The sequence below is a fragment of the Secundilactobacillus hailunensis genome (assembly GCF_005405185.1).
Classification (GTDB): Bacteria; Bacillota; Bacilli; order Lactobacillales; family Lactobacillaceae; genus Secundilactobacillus; species Secundilactobacillus hailunensis.
On the sequence record NZ_BJDO01000010.1, the window covers coordinates 42,636 to 61,035 of the forward strand.

Annotated in this window: 11 protein-coding genes; 7 read left to right on the forward strand and 4 right to left on the reverse strand. The window is 42.4% G+C overall.

The window, feature by feature from the left end:
- Nucleotides 1–308 precede the first annotated feature (308 nt).
- Nucleotides 309–3,380: a leucine-rich repeat protein gene (locus tag FFM73_RS04450; RefSeq protein ID WP_171001203.1), complete on the forward strand. Its 3,072-nt coding sequence runs from the start codon at nucleotides 309–311 to the stop codon at nucleotides 3,378–3,380.
- Nucleotides 3,381–3,691: 311 nt separating this feature from the next.
- Entirely contained in the window at nucleotides 3,692–7,078 is a 3,387-nt protein-coding gene (locus FFM73_RS04455; protein WP_137630581.1) for a leucine-rich repeat protein, read from the forward strand.
- 84 nt (nucleotides 7,079–7,162) lie between these two features.
- Here the strand turns inward: FFM73_RS04455 and FFM73_RS04460 are convergent, their stop codons facing one another.
- Nucleotides 7,163–8,581: a DHA2 family efflux MFS transporter permease subunit gene (locus FFM73_RS04460; protein WP_137630582.1), complete on the reverse strand. Its 1,419-nt coding sequence runs from the start codon at nucleotides 8,579–8,581 to the stop codon at nucleotides 7,163–7,165.
- Nucleotides 8,582–8,815: 234 nt separating this feature from the next.
- Here FFM73_RS04460 and FFM73_RS04465 point away from each other — a divergent pair, with 234 nt between their 5' ends.
- The 3 genes from FFM73_RS04465 (at nucleotide 8,816) to dnaB (ending at nucleotide 12,920) form a co-directional block, all read left to right on the forward strand.
- Nucleotides 8,816–10,837: a DHH family phosphoesterase gene (locus FFM73_RS04465; protein WP_137630583.1), complete on the forward strand. Its 2,022-nt coding sequence runs from the start codon at nucleotides 8,816–8,818 to the stop codon at nucleotides 10,835–10,837.
- A 148-nt stretch (nucleotides 10,838–10,985) separates the two neighbouring features.
- Nucleotides 10,986–11,438 (forward strand): 50S ribosomal protein L9, encoded by a 453-nt coding sequence (gene rplI, locus FFM73_RS04470; RefSeq protein ID WP_137630584.1) that lies wholly within the window; start codon nucleotides 10,986–10,988, stop codon nucleotides 11,436–11,438.
- Between the two features lie 84 nt (nucleotides 11,439–11,522).
- Nucleotides 11,523–12,920, forward strand: a complete 1,398-nt coding sequence (dnaB, locus tag FFM73_RS04475) for a replicative DNA helicase (RefSeq protein ID WP_137630585.1) — start codon at nucleotides 11,523–11,525, stop codon at nucleotides 12,918–12,920.
- A 701-nt stretch (nucleotides 12,921–13,621) separates the two neighbouring features.
- Here dnaB and FFM73_RS04480 read toward each other — a convergent pair.
- The gene (locus FFM73_RS04480; RefSeq protein WP_137630586.1) at nucleotides 13,622–14,803 is read right to left on the reverse strand and encodes an MFS transporter; all 1,182 of its coding nucleotides are present in this window, start codon (nucleotides 14,801–14,803) and stop codon (nucleotides 13,622–13,624) included.
- A 288-nt stretch (nucleotides 14,804–15,091) separates the two neighbouring features.
- Here FFM73_RS04480 and FFM73_RS04485 point away from each other — a divergent pair, with 288 nt between their 5' ends.
- Nucleotides 15,092–16,183 (forward strand): Ldh family oxidoreductase, encoded by a 1,092-nt coding sequence (locus tag FFM73_RS04485; protein ID WP_137630587.1) that lies wholly within the window; start codon nucleotides 15,092–15,094, stop codon nucleotides 16,181–16,183.
- Nucleotides 16,184–16,290: 107 nt separating this feature from the next.
- Here FFM73_RS04485 and FFM73_RS04490 read toward each other — a convergent pair whose 3' ends face one another.
- Nucleotides 16,291–16,848: a LysE family translocator gene (locus FFM73_RS04490; protein WP_137630588.1), complete on the reverse strand. Its 558-nt coding sequence runs from the start codon at nucleotides 16,846–16,848 to the stop codon at nucleotides 16,291–16,293.
- 136 nt (nucleotides 16,849–16,984) lie between these two features.
- Between FFM73_RS04490 and FFM73_RS04495 the strand changes: the two genes are divergently transcribed.
- On the forward strand, nucleotides 16,985–17,386 hold the full coding sequence (locus FFM73_RS04495; RefSeq protein ID WP_137630589.1) for a MarR family winged helix-turn-helix transcriptional regulator: 402 nt from the start codon (nucleotides 16,985–16,987) through the stop codon (nucleotides 17,384–17,386).
- Here the strand turns inward: FFM73_RS04495 and FFM73_RS04500 are convergent.
- Complete coding sequence (locus FFM73_RS04500; protein WP_137630590.1) at nucleotides 17,383–17,817, reverse strand: GNAT family N-acetyltransferase; 435 nt, start codon at nucleotides 17,815–17,817, stop codon at nucleotides 17,383–17,385. The genes FFM73_RS04495 and FFM73_RS04500 overlap by 4 nt on opposite strands.
- Nucleotides 17,818–18,400: the final 583 nt, after the last annotated feature.

An 18,400-nucleotide genomic window follows, 5' to 3' on the forward strand; every position in this document is an offset into this window, starting at 1 on the left:
TAAAGTTAGAAGCATCAAGATTGACGTGTACTCCCAAGGTTATTTCCAACCTTTGGGGGTACACGTCAATTGTCTTTTCTAATAAATATCGAAATAAATTGCGTAAAACCCTTTAAGTGAATGTTAGAAGTGGTATAGTAATCAGATGTCTGCTTCAATAGATAGACACTTATATATAAAAGTAAATAATTAGGGAGTATTTTAATTACATGAAAAACACGACTGGATCAAATCAGCCACTTATAGGACAGGCTCACCGCTTTCAGTGCAATATAGAAAAAGGCTGGTTACGTATGGGCGTTATTTCCATGATGGTAATAACAGGTTTTACCCTCACCGCTACGAGTGCTAGCGCCCAAACAGAAACCGCGGTTACACCGACAAATCAACCGACGGACGTTAGCGTTGCTCCGGCATCATCTGGAACACCAACGTCTGAGCAGGATACAAAGACGGATTCTGGTCAATCACAAGCTGGAAATTCAGCGGTAACGAGCGGTGATAATCCGTCAAAATCAATTGATACTACAAGTGATTCCAGCAGTCAGCCGAATGATTCGGGAAAGCCAGCGACAGATGGTTCAGCAAGTCAATCAGATCAAAAACCAGCTGATTCTACAGCAACGCCGGCTGTACCAGCACCGACTGCGGCGCCAGTACCAGAGACACCGGCAACGGATTATCAATACAGCCAAAATGGCGCCAATTATACTATTTCAGGGTATAGCGGCAATCAAACTAATATTACCCTGCCCAGTCAGTATAATGGCGGTTCAGTGACAGAAATTGGGGCTGGTGTCTTTAATGATAAGCATATCAGTGGAACTGTAACCATCCCTGATTCGATTATCACTATTGGTGACAATGCTTTTGCGAATAATGATTTTTCCGCGATAAATTTGGGTAAGGGTGTTAAAACAATTGGAAACGATGCCTTTTCACGTACGGCAAATAACTCAAATTCAACGAATAGTATTAGCACTGTTATAATTCCTGATACTGTAACCAGTATTGGTGACCGAGCTTTTGTGAATAGCAAAATAAAACAGTTACAATTTGGCGATTCAGCATCAGTTTCAAACTCAAAAGTCGAAACGATTGGAGCAGATGCTTTTTCGGGTAATCAAATTAGCGGGACTGTGACCATTCCAGGTTCAGTGACCAGCATTGGTGACCGAGCTTTTGCGAATAATGATATTACTGGGGTAAATTTGGGCAAGGGTGTTCAAACAATTGGCAATGACGCCTTTTCACGTAACATTAGTACAGATTCACACAATAATATTAGCACAGTTATCATTCCAGATTCAGTGACCAGTATTGGTACTTGGGCTTTTGCGAATGACAACATTACACAGCTACAATTTGGTGATCCAGCATCAGATTCAAACGTCAAAATTGAAACGATTGGTAATGGCGCTTTTTCAGGCAATAACATTAGTGGCATTGTCACAATTCCCAAAAGTGTAGAATCAATTGGTCAGTATGGTTTTGATTCTAAAACGACTGTGGTTGCAAAGGATGCTGCTGGTAATTATTGGATACCAAGTACGGATTCAAATGGTAAGCTGACATTTACACAGTTAACAGATTATAATTATGATTCTAATGATAATGGAACATATACTGTTACGGGTTATACTGGTAGTTTGCAGCAGTATCTTGGTACTACGTCTAAGGATGGGTCAATAAATGGTCTTACTTTGCCGGATACTTATAATGGTAAATCAGTAACAGCAATTGGTGATGCTGCCTTTGCTGGTTATGTTGGTAATAAAATTAGCGGTGCTGTCACCATCCCTGATACAGTAATTCAGATTGGTAAAGATGCATTTACGCAAAATAACATTAGTACAGTAAAGCTTGGCAGTGGAGTTCAAGTAATTGGTGATGACGCTTTTTCAATTAACCAAATTAATGCTGTCACTATTCCAAATTCAGTTATCAGCATTGGTACAAGGGCTTTTGCAGAAAACCAAATTACCGGATTAAAACTGGGTGATAGTGTTCAAACGATTGGTGACGATGCCTTTGCACGTGATAAAAGACAATCAGACTCAAACAATCAGATTAGTGGTACTGTCGTTATCCCAGATTCAGTTACTAGCATTGGTGCGCGGTCTTTTGCGAATAATGATATTAGCGGATTGACTTTGGGTAATCAGGTTCAAACAATTAGTGATGATGCTTTTTCGGGTAATCAGATTAGTGGTATTGTCGTTATCCCAGATTCAGTTACTAGTATCGGCGAAAACGCCTTTGCGAACAATCGAATTGAAACACTAGTACTTGGTCAAAACATCCGTACGATCGGACTCTACGCTTTTGATAGCAATGACATTAGTCATATAACAGGTGCTAAATCAATGGTTTCAGACCAATATTTAAGGGGTCAACAAGGTACCGTTAACGTGCAAATAAATGCAACTGATGTAAGTGGTAATCAGATTCAGCATGTTAAAGCAGCAATTGAAAAAGCGTTAAGCGTTGGTGGTACCACTAGTTTTAACCTATCAGATAATTTAACATTTATTGATCATGATAATAAAACGTGGACTTATGATGCCGCAACAGATACCCTGACAGGTCTTAATAGTCAGAAATCAGCTGTTGGTATTCTCTTTACTTTCAGTTCAGACGGGTTAGGCAGCTATGGCGCGCAGAATTTGATCTTTACGATTGATCAATCAGAAAATTCGTCGACCCCTGGGCAGTCTGGTAATAATACGGGTACGGTGCCACCAGCTGCTCCTAATGTACCTACGCAGAATAATACGGGTACGGTGCCACCAGCTGCTCCTAATGTACCTACACAGAACAATACGGGTACGGTACCTCTAGTTACTCCTAACACACCTACACAGTCTGGTAATGATACAGATGCAGTACAGCCGAATGATTCTGGTACACCTAAACAGCCAGCAATTCCGACTATTGTTTCTAATATGCCCACACAATATCGTCATACTACAAGTATAGTGCCACTTAGTTCTTCGAGTGACACAACAGTACTGGGTCACGTTAGTGCTACAAAACAGTCCCAGACAAGTACCATAACTACGAATCAAGGCGATGCTGATGCTGAGCAGCAGGGAACAATTAAAAACGACCATGCAGCCTCTTCTCAAATAGGTGAGCAAGCTGGACCAGTTGCGCAAAAAGAAACCAACAACTCAGCGACGACAGCTGCAACACCCAGTCACGAAGTTTACCAATCGACAATGACGACTAAGCAGTCTAAACAGGCTAATCAGTCGGCTACGGCAACATTGCCACAAACTAATGATGATTCATCAGCAAAACCAACGTTCATTGGTGCTTTACTATTGAGCATTTTAAGCTGGTTTGGGCTTGCACGTCGTAAACACGAACAAGATTAAGTAATAACCTCAAAAGTTAAAAAAGACGTCTTCGTTGGTCAAAATGACCTAGCGAAGACGTCTTTTTACTAACTAATTTAAAGGTTAAAAGTACAAAAGCAGACCATAGTCCTCGCTATAAAAGGCGTGCGGTATCAAATAATTAGATTAATACAGCGTAGTGGACAAGTGTGTATTCGTTTAAGATAAATTTCCTGAATTTATCTCATTTACTGGATTGATGGAGAAAATGAGAGTGGTACAATAAAGCGGGGAATATGTCCAAAAGAAGGACACTTTTATAGAATTAACAGGGAGAAATCACAAATATTATGAAAGATATTAATAAGTTAGTAACACCACAGCTACGTCAATTTAAGTGCAACAGCGAGAAGAGTTGGGTGCGCATGGGAATTGTTACTGTGACGGTGATGACGGGGCTCACCTTCAGTATGACGGTTGCCAGTGCTCAAGTTTCAACTACAGCATCGTCAACGGTTCCAACTACGCAAGCTAGTAAGGCAGTTACGCCGGAAGTAACAAAGGGCATTGATCAATCGCAAGATGGGGATCCAACGATGACCAATACTAAAAATGTTACTGAAAGTAATTCTAGTAGTCAGCTAAATAAGTCAGCAAAACCAGTAGCTGATGCATCAAAACCAGCTGATCAGGAAAAGATTAAATCTACTGAGACTCAGCAGCCTCAACAGGTGGCCACTGATGTAAAAAGCCCCGCTTTAAATCGGAGTTTGGCAAGTAATTTAGCTGTAAAAACGCAGCTAACCGATAAAAAAACAGGAGATAAAATGACAGTAGAGACACTAGCCGCAGAGGTACCAAAGGATGTGGACTCTGCAGGTTATGCTTATACTCCTAACGACGGTAACTATACTATTTCAGGGTATAGCGGTGATTCAAAAGATATTACCTTGCCAAGTACTCATAAGAATGGCAAAGTTACAGAAATTGGAGCTAATGCTTTTAATCGTCATAACATCAGTGGGACTGTCACAATTCCTAATTCAATTATCCATATTGATAATGATGCTTTTGCGAATAATGCTATTACGACGTTAAATTTGGGTACAGGTGTTCAAACCATTGGTGATGATGCCTTTTCGCGTAATCCCAATGATTCAAATTCAAACAATGCAATTAGTACGGTCGTAATTCCTAATTCAGTTACCAGTATTGGTATAAATGCTTTTACAAACAATAAAATTAATACAGTAGTGCTTGGTACAGGTGTTACAACGATTGGGGCAGATGCTTTTTCAGGTAATCAAATTAGTGGTACTGTTGTCATTCCGAATACGGTTACTAATATAGGTGCTAGAGCCTTTGCAAATAATAATATTAGTGGCTTAACCTTAGGTAATAGCGTTCAAACCATTGGTGACGATGCTTTTTCACGTAACCTGAAAAAGCCAAATTCAAATAACCATATTAATGGTACTGTCACCATTCCCGATTCGGTTACCAGTATCGGTATGAACGCTTTTGCAAACAACCAAATTAGTACAGCAATACTTGGCCAAAATGTCAATTCAATTGGTCAGAATGCTTTTGATCATGATACTAAAGTAATTACAAAAGATGCGGCTGGTAATTATTGGATACCAAGTACGGATTCAAATGGCAAACTGACATTCACACAGTTAACGGATTATAGCTATGATTCTAATGGTAATGGAACATACACCATTACAGGATATACCGGTGAGTTGCAAAAATATCTTGATCCTACGTTTAAGGTTGGAACAATAAATAACCTTACTTTGCCAAATACTTACAATGGTAAACCAGTGACGGCAATTGGTAATTATGCCTTTAATAATAAAAATATTAATATCAGTGGTACTGTTACTATTCCTGATACAGTTACATCAATTGGTAACGATGCATTTACGCAAAACCAAATTAGTGCAGTCAAGCTTGGTAAAAAAGTTCAAATAATTGGTCAAGATGCTTTTTCACTTAATCGAATTAGTGGTACGGTCACAATTCCTGATACAGTAACTCGTATTGGTGAAAAGGCGTTTACGCAAAATAATATTCAGAAATTAGATCTTGGTAGCGGAGTTGAAACAATTGGTGACGATGCCTTTTCAATTAATCCAATCAGCGGTCTTGTCGCTATTCCAGATTCAGTTATCAACATTGGTATAAGAGCTTTCGCAGACGATAATATTAGTGACTTAACCTTAGGTAAAAATGTTAAAATAATTGGTCAGGATGCTTTTGCACATGATCTTGAACATCAAAGGTTATTTCAATATCTTAGAAGTATCAACAGCTCGGATGCCCTTAAAAATCAAAATTCATTTAACCATATTAGTAGTATCATCATTCCAGATTCAGTTACTAGAATTGATGAGAGAGCTTTTGCAAACAATAATATTAGTGATTTAACTTTAGGCAAAAGTGTTCAAAGAATTGGCACTGATGCTTTTTCAGGCAATCAGATTAGGGGAACTATTGAGATTCCCGATTCAGTTACCAACATTGGTGACCGAGCTTTTGCAAATAATGATATTAGTGGATTAACCTTAGGAAATAAGGTTCAAACAATTGGGGTGGATGCTTTTTCGCGTAAGCTTACGAATTCGAATTCACTTAACCATATTAGTGGTATTGTTAATATTCCCGATTCGGTTACCAGCATTGGTATGAACGCTTTTGCAAATAATAGAATTAATGCACTAATATTTGGTCAAAATATCCCTAATATTGGATCGTATGCCTTTGATGGCAATGATATCAGTAAGATAACAAGTGCTAAGTCAATGGTTTCAGACCAATATTTAAGTGGTCAGCAAGCTATCATTTACGTACCAATAGATACAAAAGATGTAAAGGTTAACCAGATTCGAAATGTTAAGTCGGCGATTGAACAAGCGTTAAGAGCTGGTAATACTACTGGTTTTAACCTAGGAGATAAATTAACATTTACTGATTCTGTATGGTTTTATAATGCCGCAACAGATACTTTAACGAATCGTGATGGTCCGATATTAGCTCATAATATTGTTTTTCGTTTTAGTTCAAATGGTTCTGGTAAATATGGAACAAATGAATTGATTTTTACTGTTAAATCAACACCGACGAAACCCGACACAACTACAAAGCCTAATCACAATACAGGTACGGTGGAGCCACCGATTGCGCCTAACATTCCCACACAGTCCAATCCCAATATAGAAACAGTGCCACCGGTTACTAAGCCTTCACAGCCTAGTGATACTACAGGAGTACCATCAATTGGACCTAAATTACCTACACTATCTAGACACCATACTACGAATATAGTGACACCTAGCATCCCAAATGACACAACGGCATTGGGTCATGAGAATGGTATAAAACAGCCACGGACAAGTACTACAACTATGAATCAAGGAACTGCGAATAAGGGTGATGCTGAGCAGCAGAGAACAACTGAAAAAGGCCATGCAACAGCTCAAACGGGTGAGCAAGCTGGACCAGTTGCGCAAAAAGAAGCCAACAACTCGGCGGCAATTGCTGCAACACCCAGTCACGAAATTTACCAACCAACAATGACGACTAAACAGTCTAAACAGTCTAATCAGGCGGCTACGGTAACATTACCCCAAACCAATGATGATTCTTCAGCAAAGCCAACGTTCATTGGGGCTTTATTATTGAGCATTTTAAGTTGGTTTGGTCTTGCACGTCGCAAACACGAACAGGATTAATAAATAGCTCAAAAACTAAAAAAGACGTCTTCGTTGGTCAAAATGACCTGACGAAGACGTCTTTTTGCTAACTGATTCATTTAATTAACGAGCTGCCTTAAAAGAACGTGTCGTAAACGCAATAATTAACGCGATGACGGCGAAAACCAGTGGTAAGTAGATGGCAACGTGCACACCAGCCGTAAAGGCACCCTGAGCGCCTAAATGACTAGCAGCTTGGCCGATACCTAACAGACTAGTGGCTAAAGCTGTGGAGATGGCACCAACAATTTGCTGCATGGTGTTCATGATAGTACTACCATCACCAGAGGTTGGACCAGCTAAGGCATTTAAAGCGTGCGTTTGCGCTGGTGACATTGCCAAGGGACAGCCAATCATTAAGATGACGTGGGCGGCAATGACGAATGCAACGGCGGTATGAATACCGGTCATGAGCAGCATGACAGCACCGATAATGGCGATAAGAAAACCTAACCGCGTTAACCATTTTGCACCGAAATTATCAAATAAACGACCTGAAAAAGCCGAAACTAAGGCATTGACGATACCACCTGGCAACATAATGATCCCGGTCATGGCAACGGGCAGTAACAAGCCTTTTTGCAGGTACATTGGTAAAATATACATGGCAGAAAGAATAACCCCAAAGTCCAACATCACCATCAGTGCACCAGCCCGAAAGGCCGGATTGGCGAAAATCTTCAGGTTTAAGATAGGTTCCTTAATATGAACCTGACGGTAAGCATAAATTGCTAAAACGATGATACCTAACAGTAATAAGCCTAAAACAAGCGGTGATCCCCAGCCGCGTGAACTAGCGAAGCTAACGGCTGTAACGACACTGGCAAAGCCTACAACACTAGTTAAAATGGAGAGGACATCAATTTTGGGCTTGCTGAGTTGACCCACGTTTTCCAAGGATGTCAGGGCAAAAATCAAAGCAATCACTAAGAAAGGTACAAAGGCCCAGAAAATCCAGTGCCAGGAAAGTTTGGCTAAGATCAAGCCAGTCAGTGTTGGTCCGATAGCGGGCGCAAACATGATGACCATGGCGCAGGCACCCATGGCAGCGCCAATTTTAGCTGGTGAGAAGACCTGCATGGCAACCGTGAACATTAACGGCAGGATCAAACCAGTGGCAATCCCTTGAATCATCCGACCGAATAATAAGATCGGAAAACTTGGTGCTAAGGCTGCGATAATGGCACCGACTAGAAAATCTAACAGGCCAAAAATAACGACTTGCCGCGTGGTGAACCACTTGGTAATTAAACTATTTAACGGTAAGACGACCCCAATCACTAACATGTAGCTGGTCACTAACCATTGCACGGTTGCGGTATTAACATCTAGACTAGACATCAGACTAGGTAATGCGATATTTAACGACGTTTCACTAAACATACCGACAAAGGCACCGATTAGCATACTAACCATGGCTAATGCTGGGTGCTTGACGGTAACTCGAGGCCGAGAAGCGGCCATTGTTGCTTGTTGTTCCATTGAATAAATTCCTCGCTTTCAGAAAACTTTTTTTGCACAATGGGTTACATTACCAGAAAAAAGTCTGCTTCGTAAGTTATTTTTTTAAAATGGTCATTTTTTATTTTAATAGCGGTTAAATCAGGGGTATAGCTAAACTAAACGGACTTCATGAGACTGATGACCGCACCTGATGCCTATTTGTGCTAAAATATAACTACTATTATCGTCGACAAAAAGTAGGGGAGTTTGAAGATGAACGGTTTATTTTCAAGGGCTAATTTACCCGAATTTTTAAGAAATAGACGTCTTCGCGGTCTGTCACTATTCATGATCGCGCTATCAATTGCAGGGATCGTTCTGGCCTTTTTGTTCTCATGGATCTTAGGGTTATTAGCGTTAGTGGCAGTACTCACCAGTTTAGTCTTTGCGTTTAATACCATGAATGAAATTAGCGAGGATATGAACCGTTACATTGCTGACCTGTCATTTCGCATTAATCGTGGTGAGCAAGAGGCTTTGATCGATATGCCAGTGGGGGTCATGATTTTTGGCGACAATGATGCTATCGAATGGGTCAACCCGTATTTACAGCAATATTTTGGTGATCAGGCTGTCTTGAGTAAGCGGATGAACGATGTTGATCCGGAGCTGGAAAAGTTAATTCAAGACCATGTGAATGATAAACAGCCGCAAACGGTGACCTGGAATGGTCGCCAATTTTCATTTTTAGTTCAAAAAGATTTCCGGGCGGTTTACATGATCGAAGTCACTCATTTCACTCAGATCGAACAGCGCTACGAAAACGAACGAATTGCCATTGGCCAGGTCTTTTTGGATAACTACGATGAAGTAACGCAGTCCATGACGGATCAGGAAGTTTCTAACCTCAGAAACTACGTGACTAACGAACTGTCAACTTGGGCACAGCGGTTTGGAATGTATCTCAAACGGCTGGATGATGATCACTATCTGGTCTTTATGTACGCCCAAGCCATGCAGGCTGTGGAAAATGATAAGTTTAGTATTTTGGATGTGATTCGTGAGAGTACTTCCAAGCAAAATTTCCCACTGACGTTAAGTATTGGGATCGCGTATGGCGGTGCTGAGCTACCAAAATTAGCTGATCAGGCCCAGAGTAATCTGGACCTAGCACTTGGCCGTGGCGGTGATCAGGTAGTTGTCCGGGCACAGGATGAAGAAGCCCGGTTCTATGGTGGCAAGACCAACCCAATGGAGAAACGAACACGGGTTCGGGCACGGATGATCTCTCAGGCTCTACAGGAGTTAATGAACCAGTCAGATACCATCTTCGTTCAGGGACACCAACAGCCTGATATGGACTCGATTGGGGCTTGTATGGGGATTCGGCGGATCGCGCAGATGAACCAGAAGCAGTGCTACATTATTTTAGATCGTCACGATATTCACAGCGATGTCCAAAAACTCCTAGATGCAATCAAAGACTATCCTGAAATCAACGATGCCATTATTACACCGGAAGAGGCATTGACTAAAATCACCAAGCAGAGTTTGTTAGTGATGGTGGATCATTCCAAACCGTCATTATCAATTTCACCAGAACTATATCATCAGCTGACTAACCGGGTAATGATCATTGATCATCACCGTCGTGGCGAGGAGTTCCCTGAAAATCCGATGCTGGTCTACATTGAACCCTACGCTAGTTCAACGTGTGAGCTGATCACCGAAATGTTTGAGTATCAGTCTCAAGAAAGCGAACCAATCAATAAAATCGAAGCTACCGCGATGCTGACGGGGATTTTTATTGATACCAAGTCATTCTCATTGCGGACCGGTTCACGAACCTTTGACGCTGCCAGCTACTTACGTTCAGCAGGTGCCGATTCGGTTCAGATGCAGCAGTTTATGAAGGAAAACGTGGATAGTTACCTGCAACGGAATCACTTGATTGAGCTGGTCACGTTTGTCCACGAAGACTTAGCGATTATTGCCGGTGAAGAAGACGAAGTTTATGACTCAGTGACAGCAGCTCAGGCAGCGGATGATCTGCTCAATATGTCCGGTGTGGATGCCTCATTTGTGATCACCAAACGTGATGATGGCCGGATCGGGATTTCAGCACGCAGCATGGGTGAAATTAACGTTCAGATCATTATGGAAAAGATGGGTGGCGGCGGTCATCTATCAAGCGGTGCTACACAAATTGCTGATAGCACGGTAGCGGAAGTTAAAGCGCAGCTGGTCGATATTTTAAACGCTCAGACTGCCGAAGAAGCGACTCCCGCTACGTAAATTCAGTAATGAGAGATTAAATCGCAATACAAATGTCCAATAGGGCACGATTTATGGTAAAGTTATTTAATGAAAGTTCCCGTTTATGGGAGCGATAAAGCTTGGCATTTCGGGAATTACTCGGCGTGCCGAATAAGGAGGACTTATTGTGAAAGTTATCTTTTTGCAAGATGTTCGCGGCAAAGGTAATCGCGGCGAAATTAAGAATGTTTCAGACGGCTATGCCCAAAATTTTTTAATCAAGCAGGGGAAAGCCAAGCCTGCGACAGCCAGTGCAATGAGTCAGCTTAAGGGTCAACAAAAAGCTGAAGCTAAGCGCGAAGAAGAAGAACGCCAGGAAGCAGAGTCCGTTAAGAAAGTTTTGGAAGATCACGAAACCATCGTCCAATTAACGGCGAAGGCCGGTACTGACGGCCGGTTGTTTGGTTCCATTCCTAGCAAGCAGATTGCCCAGGCTTTGGACAAACAGTACGGTATCAAATTGGATAAGCGCAAGATCGAATTACGCGAACCAATTAAAGTTATGGGCTTCGTCAACGTGCCCGTTAAATTACATCAAGATGTGACTGCCCGTATTCGGGTTCACATCTCAGAAAAGTAATTTGAAGTCCATTTTTTCTAGGGGTCGTCGGCAAATTGAGTTTGCCCCGACCCCTTCGTTTATCATAGCAAGGAGTAATGAATCATGAGTGAAGGGTTGAGAGATCAAACGCCGCCACAAAATATTGAGGCGGAAAAAGCGGTACTTGGGGCCATCTTTTTAAACGGCGATGCCCTAGTGGACGCAATGGAACAGCTGACCGCGGATGATTTCTATCGTCGTGCACATGGCCTGATTTTTCAGACAATGGTCAATTTAAATGACCGGGATGAAGCCATTGACGTGGTAACAGTGTCGGATGAATTAAAGCGGCAAAATCAACTGGAAGACATTGGCGGTATGCCCTATATTGCCGAGCTGGCGGCGTCTGTGCCAACCGCAGCTAACGTTGGCTACTATGCGAAGATCGTAGCGCAAAAGGCTGTTTTACGCCGGCTGATTCAGACAGCGACTAAGATCGTGACGGACGGCTATTCAGAAGATGCCCCAGTTGATGAACTGTTAGATCAGGCTGAACAGTCTATCATGAACGTCAATGAGTCTCGCAATCGGGCGGGATTTAAAGCGATCAAAGATGTGTTAAATTCGACTTTTGAAGAGATCGACCGGCTATCACAGAAGGGCGATACCGTGACCGGCTTATCCACTGGGTATCCGGATCTAGATAAGATGACCACGGGTCTGCATGACGATGAACTGATGATTTTAGCTGCCCGCCCAGCGGTTGGTAAAACGGCTTTTGCCTTAAATATTGCGCAAAACGTGGGAACCAAAACGGATAAGGCCGTGGCAATCTTCAGTCTCGAAATGAGTGCCGAATCGCTGGTTAACCGGATGCTGTGTGCGGAAGGTAGTATTAATGCCAATCACTTGAGGACCGGCCAGCTTGAAGAAGGCGAATGGCAGAATTTAATCGTTGCGATGGGCAGTCTATCAAAAGCAAAAATTTTCATTGATGACACAGCTGGGATTAAAATGTCTGAAATTCGGGCAAAATGTCGGCGGCTGTCTAAAGAGCAGAACGGTAATTTAGGCTTAGTTGTGGTGGATTATCTGCAACTGGTGGAAAGTACCGGTGCGGAAAACCGGCAACAAGAAGTTTCCGCAATTTCGCGGCAGCTGAAAAAACTGGCGAAGGAACTGCATGTACCAGTCATTGCGCTGTCGCAATTGTCGCGTGGCGTGGAACAGCGTCAAGATAAGCGGCCAGTGCTATCAGATATCCGTGAATCTGGTTCAATCGAACAAGATGCCGATATTGTGTCGTTTCTTTACCGGGACGACTATTATGAGCGTGATGATGATAGTGATGATAGCGGTGGAGGCGGCAACGACGATGAACAGGATGTCGGTGAAGTTGAAGTCATTATTGAAAAGAACCGGTCGGGCCCTCGAGGCACGGTTAAATTATTGTTTGTAAAATCGTATAACAAGTTCTCATCGATTGCGTATGGGGCGGATCCAAATAGCCAAGGTGCGTAAGCAGACGGTTAGAGAGCGAAAGCTAAGGCCGGGAAATGGAAACCCTGGGTTTGGGGTTTACATTTCCCGGCCTTAGCTACAGCTCTCTGTCTGCTGTAGCCCGATTAGGCTATGTAAACTGTATGAGCCACTAAGTTCCTAAACACCTTGACACAACCCGCTAACCATGCGATACTATCAAGCGGTGCCAAACCATGGCGGGATTCCAAAGATCGGTGCATTCGTGCATTCAGAAGGTCGGCGGGCCTGCCTTTTCTTATGTCAATAAATAATCCGGTCATCGGTGGATGGCTGGATTTTTTTGTGGATAATTATAATTTTACATAGCTGAAATGTGTTCAAGCCAGCAGATAGTTGCATAGAAGCCCCGTTAACCCAATTTCCCGAACTTGGAAATTGGGTTAACGGGGCTTCTACTCCACTATCTAAACGCTGGCTTTTACACTCTGTTTACAAAAAATGACCCCACCACATTAGGGGGTGTGGTGAGGTCGAGGGGAGTGATAGCGTATTAATCTGTGGTTTATCCTGATTTGGGGAGGAGGAAAAATCAAAATATCGTTATCTGTTTTAAAGGGAAGCCAACTAATTTCTAATTGACTATGTTCAAATCATAAACAAAAATTGTGATAAAAATGTGAATTTTTCCATGCTACTTTCTAAAGTAATCGTTAAGGAATAGTAAAGCAATGGGCGCTTTTTTATTGATTAGGCTTACCGTGCCAACTTAATTGGGCGCCGACTAGCGCAATCAATGAGATCACACAGATGATGCCTACCGTACTGATCCAGCCAAAATGGGCGTAGGCTGGGCCTGGCACGATACCGCCTAACGTACCCCCTAAATAGTAAGACATGAGGTATAAGCCGATAGCTGCCGATTTATTTTGCTTAACGTGCTGACCGACGAATTCTAAGGTGCAGGATTGGCCGGCAAAAACCGAGACGCAGGAACAGGTTAAGCCCAAGATCATTGTCCATAGATTAGGAATCAGCGCCACCAATAGGCCGAGAATACCGAGGGTACAGGTCAAAAGAAACGTTGTGTTGACGCCTACCTTTAAAATTAACCGGCCAATAAATGGCGTCAGTATCGAAGGGACTAAGAAGACGATGAACACGAAGCCAACAGCCATAGTACTTAAATTAATGGGGGCAGCTTGCAGACGCAGTGAGCCGTAGGTAAAGGTTGCCACTTGCTGAAAAAGCAAGCTCATCCCCACAAAACAGGTCAATAGCAGGCGCCAGTCGAGCAGGTGACTGCCAATACCGGCAATACTCTGCCAGACAGAGTCACTGGGAACGAATTGGTCGTCTTGCGGTAACCAGCGCAGGGTCATGAGGTAAGCCAGAACTAAAATGATGACCATTGGTAGAAAAATAGCGGGAATTGAATGAAAAGTATCAAAGAAAAGTCCTGCAAAGAACCGGCCAGAGAAACCGCCAAAGGCAGTTCCGGCAACGTAGAGGCTATTTAGACGAACAGCATCCTTGGGTGCAAAAGTTTCTGTAATGTAAGCCACAGCAACCGCGAACACAAAGGGAGTCGCAATGCCTTGCAGTAAGCGTCCTAACAGAAGCAAGGTAAAATTAGGACTGAACATGCAAATAACGGTTGCTAGTGCCATTGCTAAAATGGCCCACAACATTAATTTCCGGCGACCGTAGCGATCGGATATTGAACCGGCAAAGGGTGCGGTGATTGCCACGCCAAATGTGGTGGCACTGATCGTTAAGGTTGCGAGACTAATCGACACACGATACTGTGTGGCAAGCTGTTCTAGCACGGGTTGTGTGGCGTATAAGTTTAACAAAGCACACATCCCCAAAAAGAAAATAGAAAGATCTGACCACCAGCTGGACTGGACGGTTACTGAATCCATAAATGTTGCCTCCTTTTTAAAACATGATATTAATACTGTAGCACAATGTGACCATGAACTTGAACTGTTAATTAGCGGTAACCTTATTTAGAAATAGGAAATTTAGTGATGAAAGTAAAAATGATAAAATTATTAGACAAATTGAATATAATATTAATATAAATTATAAAAATCCAAATATGAATTAAAAGAAAAGCAGGTTGCAAGCGACGAAAAGGAAGACGATAATGAAACCGGTACATAATTTAATCTAATCTTCATAAATACAGTTAGTAAGGGATGTTGAAAATGGTCAAACGATACGATAGTGATAAGGTTAAAGCGTTGGTACATAAGATTTACAGGGCGTACGGGTTTACAGAAAAACAAAGCGCCGCAGTTGCTGAAACGTTGATTTATACCGATTTACACGGGATTGCTTCGCATGGTGTGCAGCGGATGGTGATGTACGATCACTTCATTCAAAATGGTAAAATTCGGGTTCAAAGTAAGCCAGAGGTGGTTAAAGAAACCGACGTTAGCGCCGTCGTTGACGCTAACTTTGGCTTAGGCCAGCTGAATGGTATTTATAGCATGAATATTGCAATTAAGAAGGCTAAAGTGCACGGTGTTGGGATCGTGACGACGCGACATTCAGGTCACTACGGGATTGCCGGTTATTATGCCAATATGGCTGCTGATCAGGGCTTGATCGGTTTATCATCGACTAATTCACGGCCGGCGATGCTGCCAACGCACGCTACGCAAGCCTTTGTTGGGACTAACCCAATCGCGTTTGCTATGCCAGCTAAACCGCATAACTTTATCTATGATGCCGCGACAACGACGGTCCCTCAGGGTAAAATCGAAGTTTACCGTAAACTGGAAAAGGATCTACCAGCCTTGTGGGTAGCCAAGAATGGTAACCAAGAAATTAATGACCACCATGATACTGCTGATCTAGATGCTTTACGCGATCCGTTATCTAATGTTGGCTTGACGCCATTAGGTGGGGTTACTGAAGAAACTGGCAGCCATAAAGGGTTTGGTCTAGGGATTATCGTCGAAGTATTCACGGCCATTCTTTCAATGGGCAACACCTCAACTGAAATTAGCCCTGAAAATCTACAGGTAGGTCCTAGTCAAAGCTTCATTGCCATTGATCCCTCGATCTTTGGCGATGTAGATCAAATCGTTCAGCGCTTCTCTGAATATTTACAGCAAATTCGTGAACTGCCGGCCATTCCCGGCAAGAAGATCTATGTACACGGGGATAAAGAAGCTTTAGCCTACGAAGACCGGAAGCAAAACGGCATGATCATTGATGATAAGACACTGGCTGAAGTGATCGGGATTGCTGATCACCTCGGTGTTAAACACGGTTCACTGGCAATGGATTAAAAACCGGCATAAAAAATGAGTTCTGATAGTGATCGAATCAAATCGGTTGATATCAGAACTCATTTTTTATGTCGATAGATGTTTCACGTGAAACATCTGTAATGATCTTACCGCCAAAGATCAGCTGCTGCAAATACTAGTAACAGCGAAATAATGGTATTGAAAATGCGATAATAGCGCTTATAGAAACGACTCATCATGGTTCCGCAAACCGTCCATGCAAAGGTCCCTAAACTGCCAATTAAAACCATGAGCAACCACTTGATCGGCATATTGTTTAATAAACCCGTTAGACTAAAAGCACCGAGCCCAGTAATGAAATACAGATAGCCCTTAATATTAGTTAACTGCAGTAGCATTCCAGTTTTAAAACCACCGGTACTGTCATCTTGTTCACCAGGCTTGCTAATGAACATATGGTAGGCCAGGTAGATGAGATAAGTAGTACCAACGATTTTCATCACTGTCAGAAAGGTTGGGGTTGACTGGAGCCAATGGGCGAATAAGGCGCCCATTAGACCCATGAAGCCCATACCAGACAGCATGCCGATATTGAGCTGTAAACTGGAACGGAAACCGCGTTGCTGACCGGAAGCCATGGCCATCATGGTATTGGGACCCGGTGTAAAGGACATCACAAAAACAAAGATAAAGAAAGCTGACATTTAAAGTCCCCCTTAGCATATGTATGATTATTCATTGCATTTGCAATAACTTAGTGAAATCTTAGCACTAGTTCATTGTAAATACAAGAACCTTCCTGTAAATTAGAGGCAGAAAGTATCATACGGAGGCAAAACGATGTTTGAAATTATTCGTGACATTGGTGCCATTACGCGCCAAACCGAAATTAAAACCAATGCAGAGTTTAGAAGACTGGGATTAGCTAATAATGCCTTTATCTATGTTATTCGAACCTACGAAAAACCAGGGATGTTTCTTGGTCAATTGGCAGATTCTGTCCAAATCGATCGGACGACGGCTTTTCGAACCGTACAAAAACTCGTGGACAACGGTTATCTCAGATTAGAAGACGATGCCAAAGATAAGCGTTTACGTCGGGTGTACGTGGCGCAAAAAGGGGCAGCCGTGTATCCAGAATTGCACGCTTTTGAAAAACACACCTCCGATCGACTCGTCTCACAGCTAACGGTAGAAGAACAAACGCAGCTGAAACAATTACTCGCTAAATTAGTCTATTAAGCTAATGGGTCATGAACCATCTTGATGTGGGGCGTTGAGTTGAAGATAAACGGCTCACCAACTGTTTTGAACCCGTATTTCTGATAGAAACCCTTGACTGGCACCTGCGCTTCAATTGCAATTGGTAGATGAGCAAAATGCGTTCGAATGGTCGTTAAAATGTTCGTCATGAGCTGATCGCCTAAACCAATACCACGGTGGGCTTTATCGGTGACTACCCGACCAAAGGTGACGCCAGCGTCCGTTTTAAATACCCGGGAATAGGCAACGATACTGTCATCTTGATAGAAGACGTGCAGCGCTTTGAGATCATTTTCATCGACTTCTTGGTAGATCCGCTTTTGATCGACAACGAAGGTAGCTACTCGAAGATGGTAGATCTCATACAGTTCTTTAGTTGATAATTCTGAAAATGACTTGGTTTTCCACATAGACCAACACCCCTGATTAATTATTTAACTTCTGTTATTTTAGTGAGAAACCATAAACCATGTTAATTTCTCAAAAAATTAAAAATAATTTTGAAGTCAATAAAGCCTATTATATCAGTGCTTATTTAGATTTCAATACGCTGATTTTAAAATTAAGTTATTAAAAATGTTTGACATTTTCTCATGTTCGGCGCTACACTACTTGCAACAAATCAAATACGACAACAAGATTTGACCCGATGGATTAGGGACACAGCCTTATGAAGAGAGTACCGATTTGGTGAGACGGTATTAGGACTATGACTTGAAAGATCGCGTTCGACGGGTTCGCTTTTCGAGGCGAACTGGTGGCACCCATTATCGTGCAGCGTATCGCAACCAAGGTTGCCGTGCGTGTTGAGGAATTACTTCAAACGGTAATTTGAATTAAGGTGGTACCGCGTTACTAAACGCCCTTTGGTCTTTGACCAAAGGGCGTTTTTTAGGTGCTACGATATTTGGAGTTGATAGGCAGTTTGCCTTTCAACTCCTTTTTCTATACCATTATTATATTTGAACACGCAAATAGGACACTACACTATTT